The organism is Halopseudomonas pelagia (assembly GCF_009497895.1).
In the GTDB taxonomy this organism is placed as follows: domain Bacteria; phylum Pseudomonadota; class Gammaproteobacteria; order Pseudomonadales; family Pseudomonadaceae; genus Halopseudomonas; species Halopseudomonas pelagia_A.
Map to the genome: position 1 here is coordinate 4,375,930 of NZ_CP033116.1, position 17,652 is coordinate 4,393,581.

The window sequence follows — 17,652 nt, forward strand, 5'->3', positions numbered from 1 at the left end:
ATGAATGGAATTGGATACTGGAACGATCTAGTCGTCAGTGCCTTGCAACCGGCTTAGGATAGTATTGACGACAATTTTAGGCCCGCGCTGGTCGGTATCGATAGTGACGTCGGCTATCTCGCTGTAAAGCGGGTCACGGCGCGCCATAAGATCACGCAACACCTTCTCTGGGTCGGCATTCAGCAACAACGGACGTTGCCGGTCCTTGGAGGTGCGTTGCAGCTGCTGATCGACACTGGTGCGTAGATACACAACCAGACCGTTGGCACTCAGGGCTCGCCGATTCGCCTCGCGCATGACCACCCCCCCACCGGTGGCCAGAATGATCCCGTGCTCTTGCACCAGCTCGGCAATCATCGCCTCTTCACGCTCGCGAAAACCCTCTTCGCCTTCCACGTCAAAAATCCAGGGTATGTCAGCGCCAGTACGCGCCTCGATCTCCCGGTCTGAGTCCTTGAAAGGGTATTTGAGTTCTTTGGCAAGCAGACGCCCGATGGTGCTTTTTCCAGCGCCCATCGGGCCGATCAGAAACACATTACGCAAGGTGATTACCTAGCAACCGTAATAGCTCCATTGTTGATGATACGAGGCGTCAGGAAGATAAGCAGTTCCGACTTGTTTTCCAGAGAGACGTCACGACGGAAGACTTTGCCGAGAACCGGCAGGTCGCCGAGGAAAGGAACCTTTTCGCGAGTAGTTTGAGTTTCGCTGGAAAATACACCACCAATCACGATGGTTTCACCATCACCAACCAGGATCTTGGCATTGACCTCATTCTTGCGAATCGTCGGCACGCCGTTAACCTCGTTGGTAAAGTCCGGCTCATCCTTGGTTACCACGACTTCCATGATCACCTGATTGTCCGGGGTAATCTGCGGCGTTACTTCCAAAGACAGCACGGCTTCAGCGAAGGCTGTAGTAGTGGCGCCACTGGAGCTGGCTTCCTGGTAGGGGATTTCCGAACCCTTGAGGATCTTGGCAGTTTCCTTATCAGAGGTAACCACTTTCGGCTGGGAGATAATTTCACCGTTACCGGTGCTTTCCATCGCTGACAGTTGCAGGTCAAGAATGGTGTTGTTGGTGATAAAACCGATACCGATACCCGAAGTCGCGCCCGCTACACCCATATCAACAAAAGGTGAGTTAGTTGAAGGTGTAGGCATCTGACCCGTACCGCCAGGATTACGCCCGAATACATCGAAGCGATCACCGGCATTGATACTGCCGCCCCAACGAACGCCCAAAGCCTTGTCGAAACCGACGTTGGCTTCAACGATGCGAGCCTCGATCATTACTTGGCGAACCGGGATATCCAGTTGCACGACGATACGACGCAGCTCGTCCAGCTTCTGCTGCGTCTCCAGTGCGATGATGCTGTTGGTACGATCATCGACCGTAATCGAGCCGCGTTGCTCACCGTCACCGGCGGTCACTGAAGCGAACAGGCTGGCGATGTCGGCAGCACGAGCGTAGTTGACCTGGATCAGCTCACGTCGCAAGGGCGCCAGCTCGGCAATTTGCTGCTGGGACTCCAGCTCTTGGCGCTCTCTGGCGGCAATCTCGTCTGCCGGAGCCACCAGGAGCACATTACCTATTTTGCGCTGGTCCAGACCCTTGGTTTTCAGTACCAGATCAAGCGCCTGATCCCAAGGCACGTTCTGCAGGCGCAGCGTAATGCTGCCCTGAACCGTGTCACTGGCGACCAGATTCAAATCGGTAAAGTCGGCGATCAACTGCAGCACCGAACGTACTTCGATATCCTGGAAATTCAGCGATAGTTTCTCGCCGGTGTAAGAAAAAGCTTCGGAACGGCGTTTTTCCACTTCAGTCTGAGTCAATGGTTTGAAGCTGACGATCAAACGATTATCCGCCTGGTACACCAGATGCTCATAAAAGCCGGTTGGTTCAATGTTGATCACGCTGTTGCCGCCGCTGGTGCTGGCGCTAACGAAATTGACCGGCGTGGCAAAGTCCTTCACATCCAGGCGCACGCGCAGCGCATCAGGTAACTGAGTATCTGGGAATGTCAGCCTGACACGCCCGCCCTGCTCAGCCACATCAACCTTTACCGAAGGATCGGACAAATCAACGATGACGTTGCCCTCGCCCTGCTCACCACGACGGAAATCCAGGCTGGTGATAGAGCGTCCTGCCATGGCCGCCGGGCTGGTCACAGCAGGCTCTGACGTGGCGCGCCAGTCAGTGGTGGCCGCTGGAACTGGCTGGGCTGCGCTGGCAGCTGCAGGCTGCGGTGCGGCCTGGGCATAGCCTGGGGCACTGTCGGAGCCGACCATGACATATAGATCGTTGCCATCTACTCGGGTGGCGTAAGGCACCAGATCGGTAAGGTTAATGATCAGACGGGTACGGTCGTTAGCCTCGACCACAGTCACGCTACGCGCATTCCCCAACCCTAGATCGCGGGTACGCTCACCGAGCTCGTTCTTTACACCAGGCAAATCGATGGCAATGCGCGCCGGCTGATCGATGGTGTAGCCTTTTGGCGCCGAAGTTATTGGCTCGTCAAAAGACAGTTTCAACTCAACCCGCTCTCCAGGCAGAGAGGCAACATCCAAGTTTTCAAGATTGGCGGCCAAGGCCAGGGGGCTAAGCAAGGCCATCATGGCAGCAAGCGTAATTTTTTTGGTTAAAGGCATTTGATTGCGTTCCACGCGTGACTGTTTGCAGTTCATTTTGTCTCTCCCTGGTTGACTTATCCGCGCTCAGGCAAGCTGAGCGTTCGCGGGCGCTCCAACCAACCACCTTCCCCGTCCGGGACGATTTCGACTACGTCGACACGGCCTTCTTCAATACTGGTAATACGGCCGTGGTTACGACCCAGATAGTCACCAATCCTTACCCTATGCACGCTGCCCGCCCCGCGGACCAAAGCCTGCATACCATCCTGATTACTCAGGATGCCAACCATCTCGAATGCCTCGATATTGAAGCCTTCAAGAAACTGCTTTACACGATCTTCATCCGGCTTCAAATCCTGCGTCCCACGCTCGCGCTGACTTAAGTCAATCTTGATCGGCGGCTGGAAGGGGCTACGCAACGACGTCGCACTGTAAGTGAAGGCCTCGTAGGGCGCAAAACGGGGCAGCGGTTCGATATTGCCAGCGGGCCGTGCACGTGTTTCCGCCATGAAGGCTTGCAGGTCACTGAAGCTACCGTCACTACACCCGGCCAACAGCATTGGCAATACGAGGGCGAGGCCCAATACGCGCTTTTGCATGATCATTATTGGCCCCCTGCTTCGTTGTAGCGATAGGTTTTCGCGAGAATATCCATTTTCAACAGATCCGGATTGCCCTCGGTAACCGGAACAATATCGAAATCATGCAGTGTAACGATGCGCGGCAGACCTGAGACGCTGCTGACAAATGTGGCGATATCGTGATAACTGCCCTGCACTACGATCTTTATCGGCAGCTCAATATAAAACTGCTGCGCCGACTCCGGCTGCAAAGTGATCGACTCGAACTCCAGACCACTGTTAAGGCCCATCTGGGTAATATCTTCAAGCAGACCGGGCACTTCAGTGTCGCTGGGCAACTGCTTCAACAGGGCACCGAAGCGCTCTTCGATTTCAACCAACTGTTCCTTGTAGGCTTCCAGATTGGCCGCCCGAAAAGATTTATCGGTAAAGTCTTTGCGCAAAGCCACTTCTCTGGCTTCGGTCTGCTCCAGACTGGCCTTCATATCTTTCAAATGAAAGTGATAGCCAGCGAACAAAAGGGCGATGAACAGGAGCAGGCCGACGATAAACTTTAACGCCCCAGGCCAGACTCCGACATTGTTGAAGTCGATATTATTGATATCGATCTTGCGAAAACTATCCTTGATTTGAGACATACTCATTGCTGCTGCGCTCCCTCAGCAGAAGCCTTCGGCTCAGTCTGACGGACTGAGAGCTCGAAAACGTTAGCCTGATCAACGCCGCCCGAGGTAACCGCGCGCACCGCAGTCAGGTTCGGCGAAGTCATCCATTCAGAGGCATCCATCTGACGCATCAGATTGGAAACCCGGCTGTTGGATTCGGCACCACCTTTGATATTGACGGTCGAGCCACGCATATTGACCGAGGTGAAGAACACGCCATCTGGCAAGGTCCGCGCCATCTCGTCAAATACCCGAACGATGATTGGACGATTACCCTGCAGATCCTGAATGATCTTCATGCGGTCAAGCAGTTGCGTGCGTCGCGCTTGCAGCTGTTCGATCTCCTTGATGCGCGCTTCCAGCAGCGTGATTTCGTCCTGCAGGAATTTATTACGCGCGTTCTGATGATCAATTTTGCCGGCGTAAAAGCGGTCGCCGAGGAACACCAGTGCACCCGCCACTATCACGATCAAGGCCAGAATGGTCAGAAACTCTTTCTTGCGCTCTTCCCTGAGCTGCTCGCGCCAGGGTAATAGGTTAATGCGAGCCATTAGTCGAAACTCCTCATTGCCAGACCACAGGCAATCATCAATGCCGGCGCATCATTACTAAGCGCCACTGCATTGACTTTGTTTGACAGGGTCATGTTTGCAAAGGGGTTGGCGACCAGCGTGGTGGTACCAATCTTTTGCTGTATCAGATGATCAAGTCCCGGTATGGAGGCTGTACCGCCGGCAAGAAGGATGTAATCCACATCGTTATACTGGCCACCGGCAAAGAAGAATTGCAGAGAACGAGATACCTGCTGAACCACTGCGTCCTTGAAAGGCCCCAGCACTTCACTCTCGTAATCGTCTGGCAAACCACCCTGTTTTTTCGCCAGACCCGCCTCTTCCTGCGACAAACCGTAGCGTCGCTGAATCTCGTCAGTGAGCTGCTTGCCACCGAACAATTGCTCGCGGGTATAAATGATCCGACCCTTGCTCAATACGCTGAGGGTCATCATGGTGGCGCCGATATCGATCACCGCAACGGTCATCTCATCGCGGTCACCATCAAGCTGATCGATGACCAGATCACAGGCTCGCTCCATCGCGTATGCCTCGACCTCGACCACCCGTGCGCCCAGTCCGGCAAGCGCTAGCGCTGCCTCGCGAATATCGACGTTCTCACGGCGACAGGCGGCCAGTAGCACTTCAGCTCGATCGGGATTGCGCGGTGACGGCCCCTGGACCTCGAAGTCTATCGCAACCTCATCCAGAGGATATGGAATGTACTGATCAGCTTCTAGCTTGATCTGCTCTTCCATTTCCTCTGGGTCGAGATCCGCATCCATTTCAATGGTCTTGGTGATCACCGCAGAACCGGCGACCGCAACGGCGGCTTGCTTGAGAGAGCTGCGCGACCGGGCAAGGACTTTCTCCAATGCCTGGCCAACACCTTCAAGCTCGACGATGTTTTTTTCTACCACCGCACTAGGTGGGAGAGGTTCAACCGCATAGGCCTCGACCTTATAACGGTTACCTGAGCGACTGAGTTCGAGCAGCTTCACCGTAGTGGAGCTGATATCAATGCCCAGTAGCGTATTCGCTTTTTTCTTTATGAGCCCTAGCACAGCCAATTTCCTATCAGCATCCGACACTTACGGACGGTTTATGTTTTCCTACATTAAATAACAGTCCTTGTACAAGCGCAAATAGCTAAAACAAAAAAAATGCGCTTATAATGCAGACTGTTAACCCGTTCTCATCGCACCACACAGCTAACCAATTCATTTGTCAGGGAATTTGCCTGTCCCTTATGCGCTTTCTAAAAATTCTATTCTGGTCTCTACTCGCCCTGATAAGCGCCCCAATCATGGGCCTTACCGCTATTGCGCTGTATCTGAGCCCCGGCTTGCCGGACGTTGAAACGCTGCGCGATGTGCAATTGCAGACGCCGTTGCGGATATATAGCACAGATAGCAAATTGATAGCAGAATTCGGTGAAATGCGCCGCATACCTATCAGTTACGGCCAAGTGCCGGAAAACTTTATTAATGCAATTCTCGCAGCCGAGGATGACAACTTCCTCAATCACCACGGTGTGGACCCCATGGGCTTGCTGCGCGCCGTTACCGAGCTAGTACAAACCGGGAGTATTCAAACCGGCGGTAGCACCATCACCATGCAGGTGGCAAAAAATTATTTTCTGACCAGCGACAGGGTCTTTTCTCGCAAACTCAACGAGATACTCCTGGCACTGCAAATCGAGCGATCACTTAACAAGCGCGAGATTTTCGAACTCTACGTCAACAAGATCTATCTCGGCAACAGAGCTTACGGCATAGAAGCTGCCGCTCAGGTTTATTACGGCACCTCGATAGATCAACTGCCACTCTCCGACCTGGCCATGATCGCCGGTCTGCCCAAGGCGCCGTCACGCTACAACCCGATCTCCAACCCCGAACGCACGTTGTTGCGCCGCGACTGGATCCTGGGTCGTATGCTGAGTCTGGGATATATAGACCAGGCCGAGTATGACGAAGCCGTTGCCAGCCCGATCACGGCTACCAACCATGGCTCCAATCCCGAGCTGGAAGCGCCCTATGTGGCCGAGATGGCACGCCTGGAAATGCTCAGCAAGTTCGGCGACAAGGCCTATACCAATGGCTATCACGTGTACACCACAGTCGATAGCGAGCTGCAGACGTTAGCCAACGTATCACTGCGCACCGGTCTGATGAGTTACGACCAGCGCCATGGTTACCGTGGTCCCGAAGCGCGGCACCCGGACAGCAAGCCTGACGAGTGGCCAGAACTGTTGAAGGATTACCGCGGCCTGGGTGGCCTGCTGCCGGCAATGGTAACCGGCGTGGCCGATGACAAGGTGACGCTGCTGCTGCGTGGCGGAGCGCTGGGCGAAATCACCTGGGAAGCGATGCGCTGGGCTCGCCCCCACCTCAATGCCAACAGTATGGGACCCAACCCGAATAAACCCGCAGATGTATTGGCAGTGGGCGATATTGTTCGGGTAGTACCGGTCGAAGGCATCCAGTTTCGCCTCACCCAGGTACCCGAAGCCCAGAGTGCGCTGATTTCCATCTCGCCGCAGGATGGCGCGATTCAGGCTCTGATCGGCGGCTTCTCTTTCGTTGAAAGCAATTACAACCGGGTTACTCAAGCACGCCGCCAACCCGGATCGAGCTTCAAGCCCTTCCTCTATGCCGCCGCGCTTGATAACGGTTACAGCCCGGCAAGCATGGTCAATGATGCACCACTGGTGTTCTTCGATGACTATCTGGATTCTGCCTGGCGGCCACAAAACTCTGGCGGTGATTTCCTCGGTCCGATACGCCTTAGAGAAGCCTTGTATCGCTCGCGCAACCTGGTGTCCATCCGCTTGATGCAGGACCTGGGGGTAGACAAAGCTCTCAGTTATATCGAGCGCTTCGGCTTTAGCCGCTCGGACCTGCCACGTAATCTGTCTGCCTCGTTGGGCACGCCCGAACTGACACCGCTGCAGATCGCCCAGGGCTACACCGTCATCGCCAACGGCGGCTACGCCGTCAAGCCCTACCTGATAGAGCGGATCGAGGATTATAACGGACAGATCCTGGAGGTCACCGCCGCTGCAGTGACGCCAGCAGCCCGTGAACGCCATGAGGAACGGTTATCTCATTACGCTCAGGCGGCCAATTTTACCGATGCCGATTTCACCATTCCAGAGCTGCCCATCGCGGAGGAAGTAGTCGACCCACGCACGACCTATCAGCTCACCAGCATGCTGCAGGACGTCATTACCCGCGGTACGGCAGTACGAGCAAGAGCGCTTCAGCGCAAGGACCTGGCTGGGAAAACAGGCACCACCAACGATCAGAAAGACGCCTGGTTTGCTGGATATAACGGTGATTTCGTCACCGTCGCCTGGGTTGGTTTCGACCAGCCAAGTACGCTTGGCCGCCGCGAGTACGGCGGCACCGCTGCGCTGCCGATCTGGATGGATTTTATGGCTGGCGCACTGGATGGCAGACCTGAGCACAGTCAACCCATCCCCGAAGGGCTGACCAGCGTACGCATAGACCCGGCCACTGGTCGCACCTCACGGCCCGGTGCCTCTGACGGTTTCTTTGAGATATTCAAGGAAGAGGACGCGCCTCCGGCCTGGGACGAAATTGAAAGCGGCGCCTATCCGTCCGGCGGCAGCGACTCACTGCCCCAAGGCTTGTTCTAACAACATTACAAGGCCTGGTCGAGCGAGCGTGCGCCTGCTCGACCAGGCGTCCCACCTCAAGCATGCTCTGACCTGCAGCCGCTGGTTACAGGCAATCCATTCGGTCAGACGATAACGTCTTATTCCTTTCACTCATGTCTCTCTGCTAAACCAGCACCCATTGCAATAAAGCCGTAGGATTTCCCTTATCGGAAACAAATGATCGGTAAAAAAACAATATCAGGTGTCCGCCATGCATGAACCAACCTATCTGAGCGAGCTGAAACAAAAGCAGCAGCACGCGTGGCCTGAGCAGAGCGCGCAGGCGCCCGTCTACCCGCTGGGAGAAAAGCCGCTGACCGAATATCTGCGACATTGGGCCGAAACCACGCCGGACAAACCGGCCGTGCGTTTCTACGGCCATGACCTCAGTTACGCCGAACTGGATGATTTGAGCGATCGCTTTGCCGCGCTGCTGATCGAACAGGAAGTGCGCCCCGGCGATCGGGTGGCAGTATTCATGCCCAACTGCCCGCAGCTGCATATCGCCTTTTACGGCATTCTCAAGGCCGCCGCCATCCATGCTCCGGTCAGCCCCATGGCGATGCCGATGGAGCTCAGCTACCAGCTCAAGGACAGCGGCGCCAGCGTCATTGTCTGCTTCGATCAGTTGCTTCCAGTGTTTCGCGAGATTCGCGAACAGACCCAGGTGCGGCTGGCCATTGCGACCAGCCTCTCCGAGATCTGTCCCGCAGAACCGCCGATTCCGGTACCCGACCTGCTGCGTGCTCCTAAACTGGCGGTCACCGATTACATCGACATGCTCCCCGCGCTCAAGGGTATCCAACCGGCAGCGGATCTGCCGGTACCGGCACTGGACGACATTGCCGCGCTGAACTACACCGGCGGCACCACCGGCCTGCCCAAAGGCTGCATCCATACCCACGGCGATATGCTCTACACCTGCGCCAGTTTTGTCCCTGCTGCATTGGGTCTGGACAGCAAGCGCGTCAGCCTGAATTTCATGCCCGAGTTCTGGATTGCTGGCGAAAATGCCGGTTTGCTGTTCCCGGTTTTCTCCGGCACCACCCTGGTGCTGCTGGCCCGTTGGGACACGCTAACCTTCATGAGCGCGGTGCAGCATTACCGGGTAAATCACACCGGGCTGCTGGTCGATAGCGCCTCGGAAGTGCTCGATCACCCGCAGGTCAGCGAATTCGATCTCAGCTCACTGCAGATCACCAGTTGCGTGTCCTTTATCAAGAAGCTGACGCCCGAATACCGCCAGCGCTGGCGCAAGCTGACCGGTTGCACGCTGTTTGAAACCAGCTTCGGCATGACCGAAACCCACACCTGCGATACCTTTACCGCTGGCCTGCAGGAGGACGACTTCGATCTCAAGTCGGCGCCGACCTTTGTTGGCCTGCCGGTACCCGGCACCGAGTTCAAGGTCTGCGATTTCGCCACGGGCGAGTTGCTGCCGCTCGGCAGCGAGGGTGAGTTATGTGTGCGTTCACCTTCGCTACTCAAGGGCTACTGGAACAAGCCCGAGGCCAGTGCAGAAGCATTGCGTGATGGTTGGCTGCATACCGGCGATAGTGGTGTGATCACCGAGCAGGGTTTTATTCGCTACCTGGGCCGGCGCAAGGAAATGCTCAAGGTCAACGGCATGAGCGTGTTTCCCAGTGAGCTGGAAGCCATGCTTGGCCAGCATCCGGCGATCCTCGCCTCCGCGGTGATCGGCCGCCACGACGACAAACGCGGCGAATGCCCGGTGGCCTTCGTGGTGAAAAAGCCCGGCAGTAATCTGGACGCGCAGCAACTGGTAGATTGGTGCAAGCAGGCGATGGCCATTTACAAGGTACCGGAGGTGCGACTGGTAGATTCCCTGCCGATGACCGCCACCGGCAAAGTGAAAAAGAACGAACTGCAGGGCTGGCTCTGATGACCTTCAAGAAAATAATGATCGCCAACCGTGGCGAAATTGCCATCCGTCTGGCCCGCGCCGCCGCCGAGCTGGAGATGCTCAGCGTGGCGGTATTTGCCGAAGACGACGCCCAGTCCCTGCATGTGCGCAAGGCCGATCAGGCCGTCGCGCTCACAGGCCGTGGTGCCAGTGCCTACCTGGATGCCGAACAACTGGTCCGGCTGGCGCAAGAGCATCAATGCGATGCAATTCATCCGGGCTACGGCTTCCTCAGCGAGAACGCGCGCTTTGCCAGACTCTGCGATGAAGCCGGCATTACTTTTATCGGCCCGGCGGCGAGCGTACTGGAGACCTTCGGCGACAAGGCCAGCGCCCGGCGGTTGGCGCTGGAGCACAACGTGCCACTGGTACAGGGCACCAACCAGAGTACCAGCCTGGAGCAGGCGCGAGCCTTTATGCTGAAGCTAGGCGCCGGTAGCGCCATCATGCTCAAAGCACTGGCTGGCGGCGGCGGACGCGGGATGCGCGCGGTGCTGGATATCGCTGATCTGGAACAGGCTTTTGCCCGCTGCAGCTCCGAAGCCAAGGCGGCCTTTGGCAGTGGCGAGCTCTATGCCGAACGGCTGATTCGCAATGCGCGGCATATCGAAGTGCAGATCATCGGCGATGGCCAGCAGGTCAGTCATCTGTGGGAACGCGACTGTACCCTGCAGCGGCGCAATCAAAAGCTGCTTGAAATTGCCCCAGCACCCGGCCTGGACCCCGCACTGCGCCAGCGCATGCTGGAAGCCGCGATCAAACTGACCGCTGCGGTGGCCTACCGCGGACTCTGCACCGTGGAATTCCTGCTGGACGAGGACACCGGCGACTTCGTTTTTATGGAGGCCAACCCGCGTATCCAGGTTGAGCATACCGTGACCGAGGCCGTGACCGGCATCGATCTGGCACAGACGCAAATCCGTCTGGCTGCCGGTGCCAGCCTTGAAGAGCTGGGACTTACCCAAGGACAGATCCCTGCCGCCCAAGGCTACGCCGTGCAGCTACGGATCAATCTGGAGAGTATGGGCAGCGATGGCAGCGCCAAGCCGGCTGGCGGCACCCTGAGCGCCTATGAGCCACCTAGCGGCCCTGGAGTCCGGGTCGATGGCTATGGCTACAGTGGCTACACCACCAGCCCGAGCTTTGATTCACTGCTGGCCAAACTGATCGTGCATGCCAACGCCGACTACCAGGCAGTGCTGCGCCGCGCTTATCGAGCACTCTGTGAATTCCGCCTGGAAGGCGTCAGCAGCAACCTGCATTTTCTGCAGAATCTGCTCGCCCACCCGCAGGTGCAGAACAATCAGGTGACCACCGGCTTTATTGAAAGCCATGCCGGGGAGTTGATCGCCGCTCGCGCCAGCGAGAACAAGCAGGCCCACCCGCATCTGTATTTTCAACACGCAGGTCATGCCCTGTCATCGCCAGCAGCGGCAGTGGATGCGCCGGCCGGTACTGAGCCACTGAACGCCCCGGTGCAGGGCGTACTGATCAGCCTCGACGTGCAAACCGGTGACAGCATCGCTGTGGGTCAGCAAGTCGCGGTAATGGAAGCGATGAAGATGGAATTCGTGGTCAAGTCCGAGCGTAGCGGTATCGTCCGCGTGCTTGCCTGCGCTCCTGGCGACAACCTGTTCGAAGGCAATCCGCTGCTGTTCCTTGAGCCTGCCGAGGTTGAAGGTGGCGACGCGCTGAATGAGGAGCAGGTGGATATCGCCCATATCCGCGCCGACCTGGCCGAACTGCTGGAGCTGCACGCCAATCTGACCGATGAGCGCCGACCTGACGCGGTAGCCAAACGCCGTAAAACCGGCCAGCGTACCGCCCGCGAGAACCTGGTGGACCTGCTCGACGAAGGCAGCTTTATGGAATACGGCGGCCTGGCGCTGGCCGCGCAGCGCACCCGTCGCAGCCACGCGGATCTACTGAAAATGAGCCCGGCGGACGGGCTGATTACCGGCATCGGTACGGTAAATGCCGAGCTGTTCGGCGCCGAAGCCGCGCGCTGCATGGCGATGAGTTACGACTACACGGTATTCGCCGGCACCCAGGGCGCAATGAACCACAAGAAGACCGACCGCATGCTCGAGCTGGCCGAGCAGTGGCGCCTGCCGCTGGTGTTCTTTACCGAAGGCGGCGGCGGCCGGCCAGGTGACATCGACAAGGTCGGCGTAGCCGGACTCGACTGCACCACATTCATGCGCATGGCGCGCCTCAGCGGTAAGGTACCGCTGGTGGGCGTGGTATCCGGCCGCTGCTTTGCCGGTAACGCCGCCCTGCTCGGCTGCTGCGACGTGATCATTGCCACCGAGAACGCCACCGTGGGCATGGCCGGCCCGGCGATGATCGAAGGCGGCGGCCTGGGCAGTTACTCGCCCGAGCAGGTGGGTCCGATGAGCATGCATGGGCCCAATGGTGTGATCGACGTGTTGGTCAAGGACGAAGCCGAAGCCACTCGCGTGGCCAAGCAATATCTGGCGTATTTCCAGGGTGACCTGGTTGGCGGCGACTGTACGGATCAGCGCAAACTGCGCCATCTGATTCCGGAAAACCGCCTGCGCGTTTACGACATCCGCGAAGTCATTGAAACGCTGGCTGACACTGGCTCAGTACTGGAGCTGCGTCGGAAGTTCGCGCCGGGGCTGATCACTGCGCTGATCCGGATCAACGGCAAGGTCTTCGGTTTGATAGCGAACAATCCCATGCATCTGGGCGGTGCCATTGATGCCGTGGCCGGCGACAAGGCCGCACGCTTTATGCAACTGTGCCAGGCACATGGCCTGCCGATGGTCTCGCTGTGCGACACCCCCGGTTTCATGGTCGGACCGGAGTCCGAGCGCCAGGCAACGGTGCGTCACGTGTCGCGCATGTTCGTCACCGCGGCGAGCTTGAAAATACCCTTCTTCACCGTGGTGCTGCGCAAGGGCTACGGCCTGGGTGCCCAGGCGATGGCGGCGGGCAGCTTTATGGCGCCGATGTTTACCATTGGCTGGCCGAGCAGCGAGTTTGGTGCGATGGGGCTGGAGGGAGCGGTCAGACTGGGCTATGCCAAGGAGCTGGCGGCCATCGAAGATGAAGGCGAACGTCAGGCTCAATTCGACAAGCTGGTTGCCGAACTCTATCGTCGCGGCAAGGGCGTGAGCATGGCCAGTTTCCTGGAAATCGACGCGGTTATCGACCCGATGGAAACCCGCGACTGGCTATTGCGCGGCCTCAGCTCCGCGCCGCCGGAATCCTTGACCAAGGGTACCCGACCATTCGTCGATACCTGGTAGCGTAAAGCGAGCGGCGCGGATTTTGCTGTTAAAGCGAGTCCAGAGCGATCACCCGATCTGCTTTGGGCAACAAGGCCGCATCATGACCCAGAAACAGCGCCGTTCTGCCCTCTAGCCAGGGCTCCAGGCGCTGACTGACTCGCTCACGCGTGACCGCATCCAGGCCGCTGAAGGGCTCATCCAGAATCACCAGCGGCGCGTCCTTGAGCAATACGCGAGCCAAGGCCAGGCGCCGCCCTTCGCCACCGGACAGCTGTTTACCCGACTCACCGACCCAGGTGTTGATACCTGCCGGTAGGGCACTGACCAGCTCGGCGAGATCGACCATTTCCAGCACCTGCCAAAGCTGCTGGTTGGTGGCTGCCGGATTGGCCAGCAACAGGTTGGCGGCAATGCTGTCATGCAGCAATTCGGTGTGCTGGGTCAGATAGCCGATCTGCGCTCGCCATTCGCTCAGCGACAACTGCTTCAACGGGGTGGCCGCCAGCATCAATTGCCCGGCATCAGGATCGATCAGCCGCGCCGCCAACGCGGCCAGGGTTGATTTACCGCTACCGGATGGACCGATTATCGCCAGCCGCTTACCCGCCGCCAGGGTCAAATCCAGCTGCTGCAGTCCCGCGTACTTCACGCAGACATCCCGCCAGTGCAGCGTCAAATCTGCAGGCAAAGCCGCCGGCTGAGCCGGGTCCAGCAGCGCCGTACTCATCGCCGCCTGCTGATTCAAGCGTCTGGCCGCCGCGCGAGTACCGCCATATTGCGCAAAGGCCGCCGGCAGCCCGGCAAACCCTTCGCTCAAGGCCATCAACGCCAGCGGAATCATCACCATGACTGGCCCCGACACCAGCCCGGCAATATAGGCTTGAATGGTGCCAAACAGCCCCACCACCACTGCGCCCATTACCCCGAGCGTGGTCAGCGCCTGACCAAAGGCAATGCGACCCTGCAGCACCAGTTGATCGTCCAGCATCCGCTGGCTGGCTGACAGCAACTGCTGCCGATGTGAGCCCAGCGTGCCGGCGGCGGTCAGCTCGGCCAAACCCTGCAACTGCTCGACGGCCAGCACCCGTAGGCCGTCCAACTGCTCTACTCGGCGGGCGCTGTAATGCAAACCCAAGCGCGCCATCCCCAATGTCAGCGCCAACAGCAGTGCCAGCAGCAGAGCACCAATCAACAGCGCCAGTGATGCATGGAATATCGCAATCAACCCGCAGACCAGCACAACCCCCAGCAACGCCACCAGGGGTGGCGCCAGCAATCGCAGATACAGGGTGTCCAGAGTATCGATGTCGGCGGTCAGCCGATTCAGCCACTGCGCCGCGCGCAGCCGGCCGAGGGTCGCGCCGTCCAGCGCTGCCAGCGCCGCGAAGTGCTTACCGCGCAGATCCGCAAGCAGACTCAGCACGGTATTGTGATTAAACACCCGCTCAAAATAACGCGCGACGGTGCGCGTCAGAGCGAAGAAGCGAATGCCGCCGCCAGGCATATACACATCGAACATCACCCGTTGGCCCGCTGCCCACAACAGCGCTGTTACACCGGTGGCAGTAATAAACCAGCCCGACAGCGCCAGCAGCCCGACAGCGCTAAACAGCGTCAAGGCCAGTAGCAACGCGCCAATCCACAAACGTGCGCGGCGCTGCATGATCAGATTCAGCCAGGGTTTGAGTTCAGACATGCGTCAGTCTCCCCTTGACCAGCTCGACACGGCGATCCGCCAACGCCATCAGCGCAGGGTGATGGGTCGCTATAACCAGCGTTTTGCCACTGCCCGCCAACGCCCGCAACGCCTCTATCACTTCGGCTTCACTATGCTCATCAAGGCTGGCGGTGGGCTCGTCGAGCAATACCAGATCGGCGTCAGACAACCAGACCCGCGCCAGCGCCAGGCGCTGCGCTTGCCCGCCGGACAGCCCGCGTCCGCCTTCGCCCAGCGGCGTATCCAGGCCAGCGGATTGAGTTGCCAGCAAGGGGCCGAGCCCCACCGCCTCGATGGCGCGCAGCATGCCTGGCGAATCCGCCTGTGGCGCAGTCAGTCGCAGATTGTCGGCCCAACTGCCTTGAATCAAAAAGGGCCGCTGCCCCAGCCAGGCAATCGGCTGCTTACCGGGTGAGCGTCGGAATAAACTGATCACACCCTCGTCGGGCTGTACAAAGCCGGCCAGGCAATGCAGCAGACTCGACTTGCCTGAGCCCGACGGTCCCACTAACGCCACAACCTGGCCAAGACCGATGTTTAAAGTGATCCGATCAAGCACGCGTCCGCGCCCAGGGTAAGCAAGCACCAGATTTTGTATAGAAAGTTTGTCAGCATCCGCGGTAGATGAGCGGTGCTCAGGCTGGATCAGGCTGGCCGATTCGTGCTGCAAAGCGGCCAGACCATCCGCCGCCGCCAGCGCCGCAGCCCGATCATGATAGGCCTGCGCCAGGCTGCGCAGCGGCTGAAAGAACTCCGGCGCCAGCAGCAGAATAAACAGACCGGAAAACAGCGTCAGTTCCGCTGCCGGCCCATACTGGATATAGCCGAGCAAACCAAAACCGATATACATGGCCGCCACGGCTATCGCCACCGAGGCAAAAAACTCAAGCACAGCCGACGAGAGAAAGGCCACGCGCAGGGTGCGCATGGTCACCGAGCGATAGCGCTCGGCCGCCTCCTGTACCGACAGGGTGGCCGCGCCGACCTGACCGAAAAGTTGCAAGCTGGTCAGGCTGCGCACCCGATCAAGAAAATGCCCAGCCAGTCGGCCGGCTTCGAGTACGTGTTGCTGGCTGACTTTCTCCGCACTCATGCCCACCAAGGCCATGAACAGCGGAATCAATGGCGCCGCGAATAGCAAAAACAGCGCCGCAAGCCAGTCGAGCCAGAACACCAACGCGAGTATTAGAAGCGGGGAAAGCAATGCCAGCCATTGCTGCGGAAGGTAGCGCGCGTAGTAACCGTCCAGCGCTTCCACCTGCTCGACCCATTGATTGGTCAGAGTCGCGCTGGAGCGATCTGCCAAACGCACCGGCCCCAAATCGGCCCAGCTACTGGCGATCTGCACCCGTGTCTGCTGGCGTACCTGGGCGCTGGCACGCTGACCACAACGTTCCTGGGCGCCCTGCGCCAGGGCGCGCAACAGAATGGCCAACGCCAAACCAGCACCCGGCCATAGGAGATTGAAATAGGGCACCTGCGCGACCAGCAGGGCATGTACCAACCAGGCAATCAGGCCCATCTGCGCCATGACTGTTAGAGTATGCATAAACCCCAGCAGTACCGCAGCGTGCAACCAGGGCCGGACTGCCAGCCCCTGGAGCCGCAACCAGTTGCGGCTGCGGCGACCGGACTCAGTGATAGCCTTCACCCACGCGGACCTTGCCGCGGAATACCCAGTAGGTCCAGGCCGTATAGGCCAGGATAATCGGAATCACGAACAGCATCCCCAGCAGCAGAAACAGCTGTGACTCCGGAGCCGAGGCCGCATCCCACAGGGTGAAGTTCGGTGGGATCACATAGGGCCAGCGGGTCCAGAGCAGACCGAAGTAGGTCGAGGCAAACATTGCCATGGTGGCGATAAAGGGCAGGACCTCCTTGCGCTTTCTCAGCCCACTCCAGACCTGGAAGGCGAAGAACAGCGCCAGCACCGGGAAGATCCAGATCCAGCGAATCACTGCGAACCAGCGCTCAAAGGCGGCAGGGTCAACTGAAGGCGTCCAGATGCTGATGATCGCGAACACGGCCAGCACCGCACCGAGTAACCAGGGCGCCAGGCCGTAGGCCCATTCCTGAATATAGCCCTCGGTTTTCATGATCAGCCAGGTGCAGCCAAGCAGTGCATAACCGGCCATCAACCCGATCCCTGTCATCACAGTGAAGGGCGTCAGCCAATCAAACGCACCGCCGGCGTAGGCCAGGCCTTCGGTCTCATAGCCCTGAATATAGGAGCCGACCACCACGCCCTGGGCAAAGGCGGCGAGAAAGGAGCCGCCGGCAAAGGCCCAGTTCCACAGGTAGCGCGAGCTTTTTGCCTTGAAGCGGAACTCGAACGCCACGCCGCGAAAGATCAGACCGGCAAGCATCAGGAACACACCGATGTACAAGGCTGGCAAGAGAATCGAGTAGACCAGCGGAAAGGCACCCAGCAGACCTGCGCCACCCAATACCAGCCAGGTTTCGTTACCGTCCCAGACTGGCGCCACCGAGTTCATCATCACATCGCGGGCGTCCTCATCCGGGGCGAAGGGGAACAGCATGCCCACGCCCAGATCGAAGCCATCCATCAGCACATACATGATCACCGCGAATGCGATGATCATGGCCCAGATCATCGACAGGTCGAAGATTTCCAT

General features: G+C 58.6%; 12 protein-coding genes. 3 read left to right on the plus strand and 9 right to left on the minus strand.

Annotation, left to right across the window (positions count from 1 at the left end):
- Positions 1–27: 27 nt before the first annotated feature.
- The 6 genes from aroK to EAO82_RS20045 are packed head-to-tail and all read right to left on the minus strand — an operon-like array spanning position 28 to position 5,500.
- Positions 28–543 carry a shikimate kinase AroK gene (gene aroK / locus EAO82_RS20020; RefSeq protein ID WP_096346861.1) on the minus strand — a complete coding sequence of 172 codons (516 nt, stop codon included), beginning with the start codon at positions 541–543 and terminating at the stop codon, positions 28–30.
- 5 nt (positions 544–548) lie between these two features.
- On the minus strand, positions 549–2,657 hold the full coding sequence (gene pilQ / locus EAO82_RS20025) for a type IV pilus secretin PilQ (protein WP_096346907.1): 2,109 nt from the start codon (positions 2,655–2,657) through the stop codon (positions 549–551).
- A gap of 56 nt (positions 2,658–2,713) precedes the next feature.
- Positions 2,714–3,238 carry a pilus assembly protein PilP gene (locus EAO82_RS20030; RefSeq protein WP_096346908.1) on the minus strand — a complete coding sequence of 175 codons (525 nt, stop codon included), beginning with the start codon at positions 3,236–3,238 and terminating at the stop codon, positions 2,714–2,716.
- 5 nt (positions 3,239–3,243) lie between these two features.
- Entirely contained in the window at positions 3,244–3,864 is a 621-nt protein-coding gene (locus EAO82_RS20035; protein ID WP_096346862.1) for a type 4a pilus biogenesis protein PilO, read from the minus strand.
- Positions 3,861–4,436 carry a PilN domain-containing protein gene (locus tag EAO82_RS20040; RefSeq protein WP_096346863.1) on the minus strand — a complete coding sequence of 192 codons (576 nt, stop codon included), beginning with the start codon at positions 4,434–4,436 and terminating at the stop codon, positions 3,861–3,863. Before EAO82_RS20040 ends, EAO82_RS20035 begins: the two co-directional genes overlap by 4 nt.
- Positions 4,436–5,500, minus strand: a complete 1,065-nt coding sequence (locus tag EAO82_RS20045) for a pilus assembly protein PilM (protein ID WP_096346864.1) — start codon at positions 5,498–5,500, stop codon at positions 4,436–4,438. Before EAO82_RS20045 ends, EAO82_RS20040 begins: the two co-directional genes overlap by 1 nt.
- A 185-nt stretch (positions 5,501–5,685) precedes the next feature.
- Between EAO82_RS20045 and EAO82_RS20050 the strand changes: the two genes are divergently transcribed.
- From EAO82_RS20050 to EAO82_RS20060, 3 genes are all read left to right on the plus strand, one after another.
- A complete protein-coding gene (locus EAO82_RS20050) occupies positions 5,686–8,097 on the plus strand; it encodes a penicillin-binding protein 1A (protein WP_096346865.1) in 2,412 nt (803 codons plus the stop codon).
- A 232-nt stretch (positions 8,098–8,329) separates the two neighbouring features.
- The gene (locus tag EAO82_RS20055; protein ID WP_096346866.1) at positions 8,330–10,021 is read left to right on the plus strand and encodes an AMP-binding protein; all 1,692 of its coding nucleotides are present in this window, start codon (positions 8,330–8,332) and stop codon (positions 10,019–10,021) included.
- A complete protein-coding gene (locus EAO82_RS20060) occupies positions 10,021–13,317 on the plus strand; it encodes a carboxyl transferase domain-containing protein (RefSeq protein WP_096346867.1) in 3,297 nt (1,098 codons plus the stop codon). The genes EAO82_RS20055 and EAO82_RS20060 overlap by 1 nt, the downstream gene beginning before the upstream one ends.
- Positions 13,318–13,345: 28 nt before the next feature.
- On the opposite strand, the gene cydC is transcribed toward EAO82_RS20060, so the two are convergent.
- Genes cydC through cydB form a run of 3 tightly spaced genes read right to left on the minus strand, consistent with a single transcriptional unit; the run spans position 13,346 to position 17,652 of the window.
- Complete coding sequence (cydC, locus tag EAO82_RS20065) at positions 13,346–14,995, minus strand: thiol reductant ABC exporter subunit CydC (RefSeq protein WP_096346868.1); 1,650 nt, start codon at positions 14,993–14,995, stop codon at positions 13,346–13,348.
- Positions 14,988–16,667, minus strand: a complete 1,680-nt coding sequence (gene cydD / locus EAO82_RS20070; RefSeq protein ID WP_218838617.1) for a thiol reductant ABC exporter subunit CydD — start codon at positions 16,665–16,667, stop codon at positions 14,988–14,990. Before cydD ends, cydC begins: the two co-directional genes overlap by 8 nt.
- The gene (gene cydB / locus EAO82_RS20075) at positions 16,651–17,652 is read right to left on the minus strand and encodes a cytochrome d ubiquinol oxidase subunit II (RefSeq protein ID WP_096346910.1); all 1,002 of its coding nucleotides are present in this window, start codon (positions 17,650–17,652) and stop codon (positions 16,651–16,653) included. The genes cydD and cydB overlap by 17 nt, the downstream gene beginning before the upstream one ends.

Bases quoted from the DNA above. Each gene is read 5' to 3' on its own strand.
- EAO82_RS20035 (WP_096346862.1), bottom strand. From the start codon at position 3,864: ATGAGTATGTCTCAAATCAAGGATAGTTTTCGCAAGATCGATATCAAT.
- pilQ (WP_096346907.1), bottom strand. From the start codon at position 2,657: ATGCCTTTAACCAAAAAAATTACGCTTGCTGCCATGATGGCCTTGCTT.
- EAO82_RS20050 (WP_096346865.1), top strand. From the start codon at position 5,686: ATGCGCTTTCTAAAAATTCTATTCTGGTCTCTACTCGCCCTGATAAGC.
- EAO82_RS20040 (WP_096346863.1), bottom strand. From the start codon at position 4,436: ATGGCTCGCATTAACCTATTACCCTGGCGCGAGCAGCTCAGGGAAGAG.
- EAO82_RS20055 (WP_096346866.1), top strand. From the start codon at position 8,330: ATGCATGAACCAACCTATCTGAGCGAGCTGAAACAAAAGCAGCAGCAC.
- EAO82_RS20030 (WP_096346908.1), bottom strand. From the start codon at position 3,238: ATGCAAAAGCGCGTATTGGGCCTCGCCCTCGTATTGCCAATGCTGTTG.
- EAO82_RS20060 (WP_096346867.1), top strand. From the start codon at position 10,021: ATGACCTTCAAGAAAATAATGATCGCCAACCGTGGCGAAATTGCCATC.
- cydB (WP_096346910.1), bottom strand. From the start codon at position 17,652: ATGGAAATCTTCGACCTGTCGATGATCTGGGCCATGATCATCGCATTC.
- cydC (WP_096346868.1), bottom strand. From the start codon at position 14,995: ATGTCTGAACTCAAACCCTGGCTGAATCTGATCATGCAGCGCCGCGCA.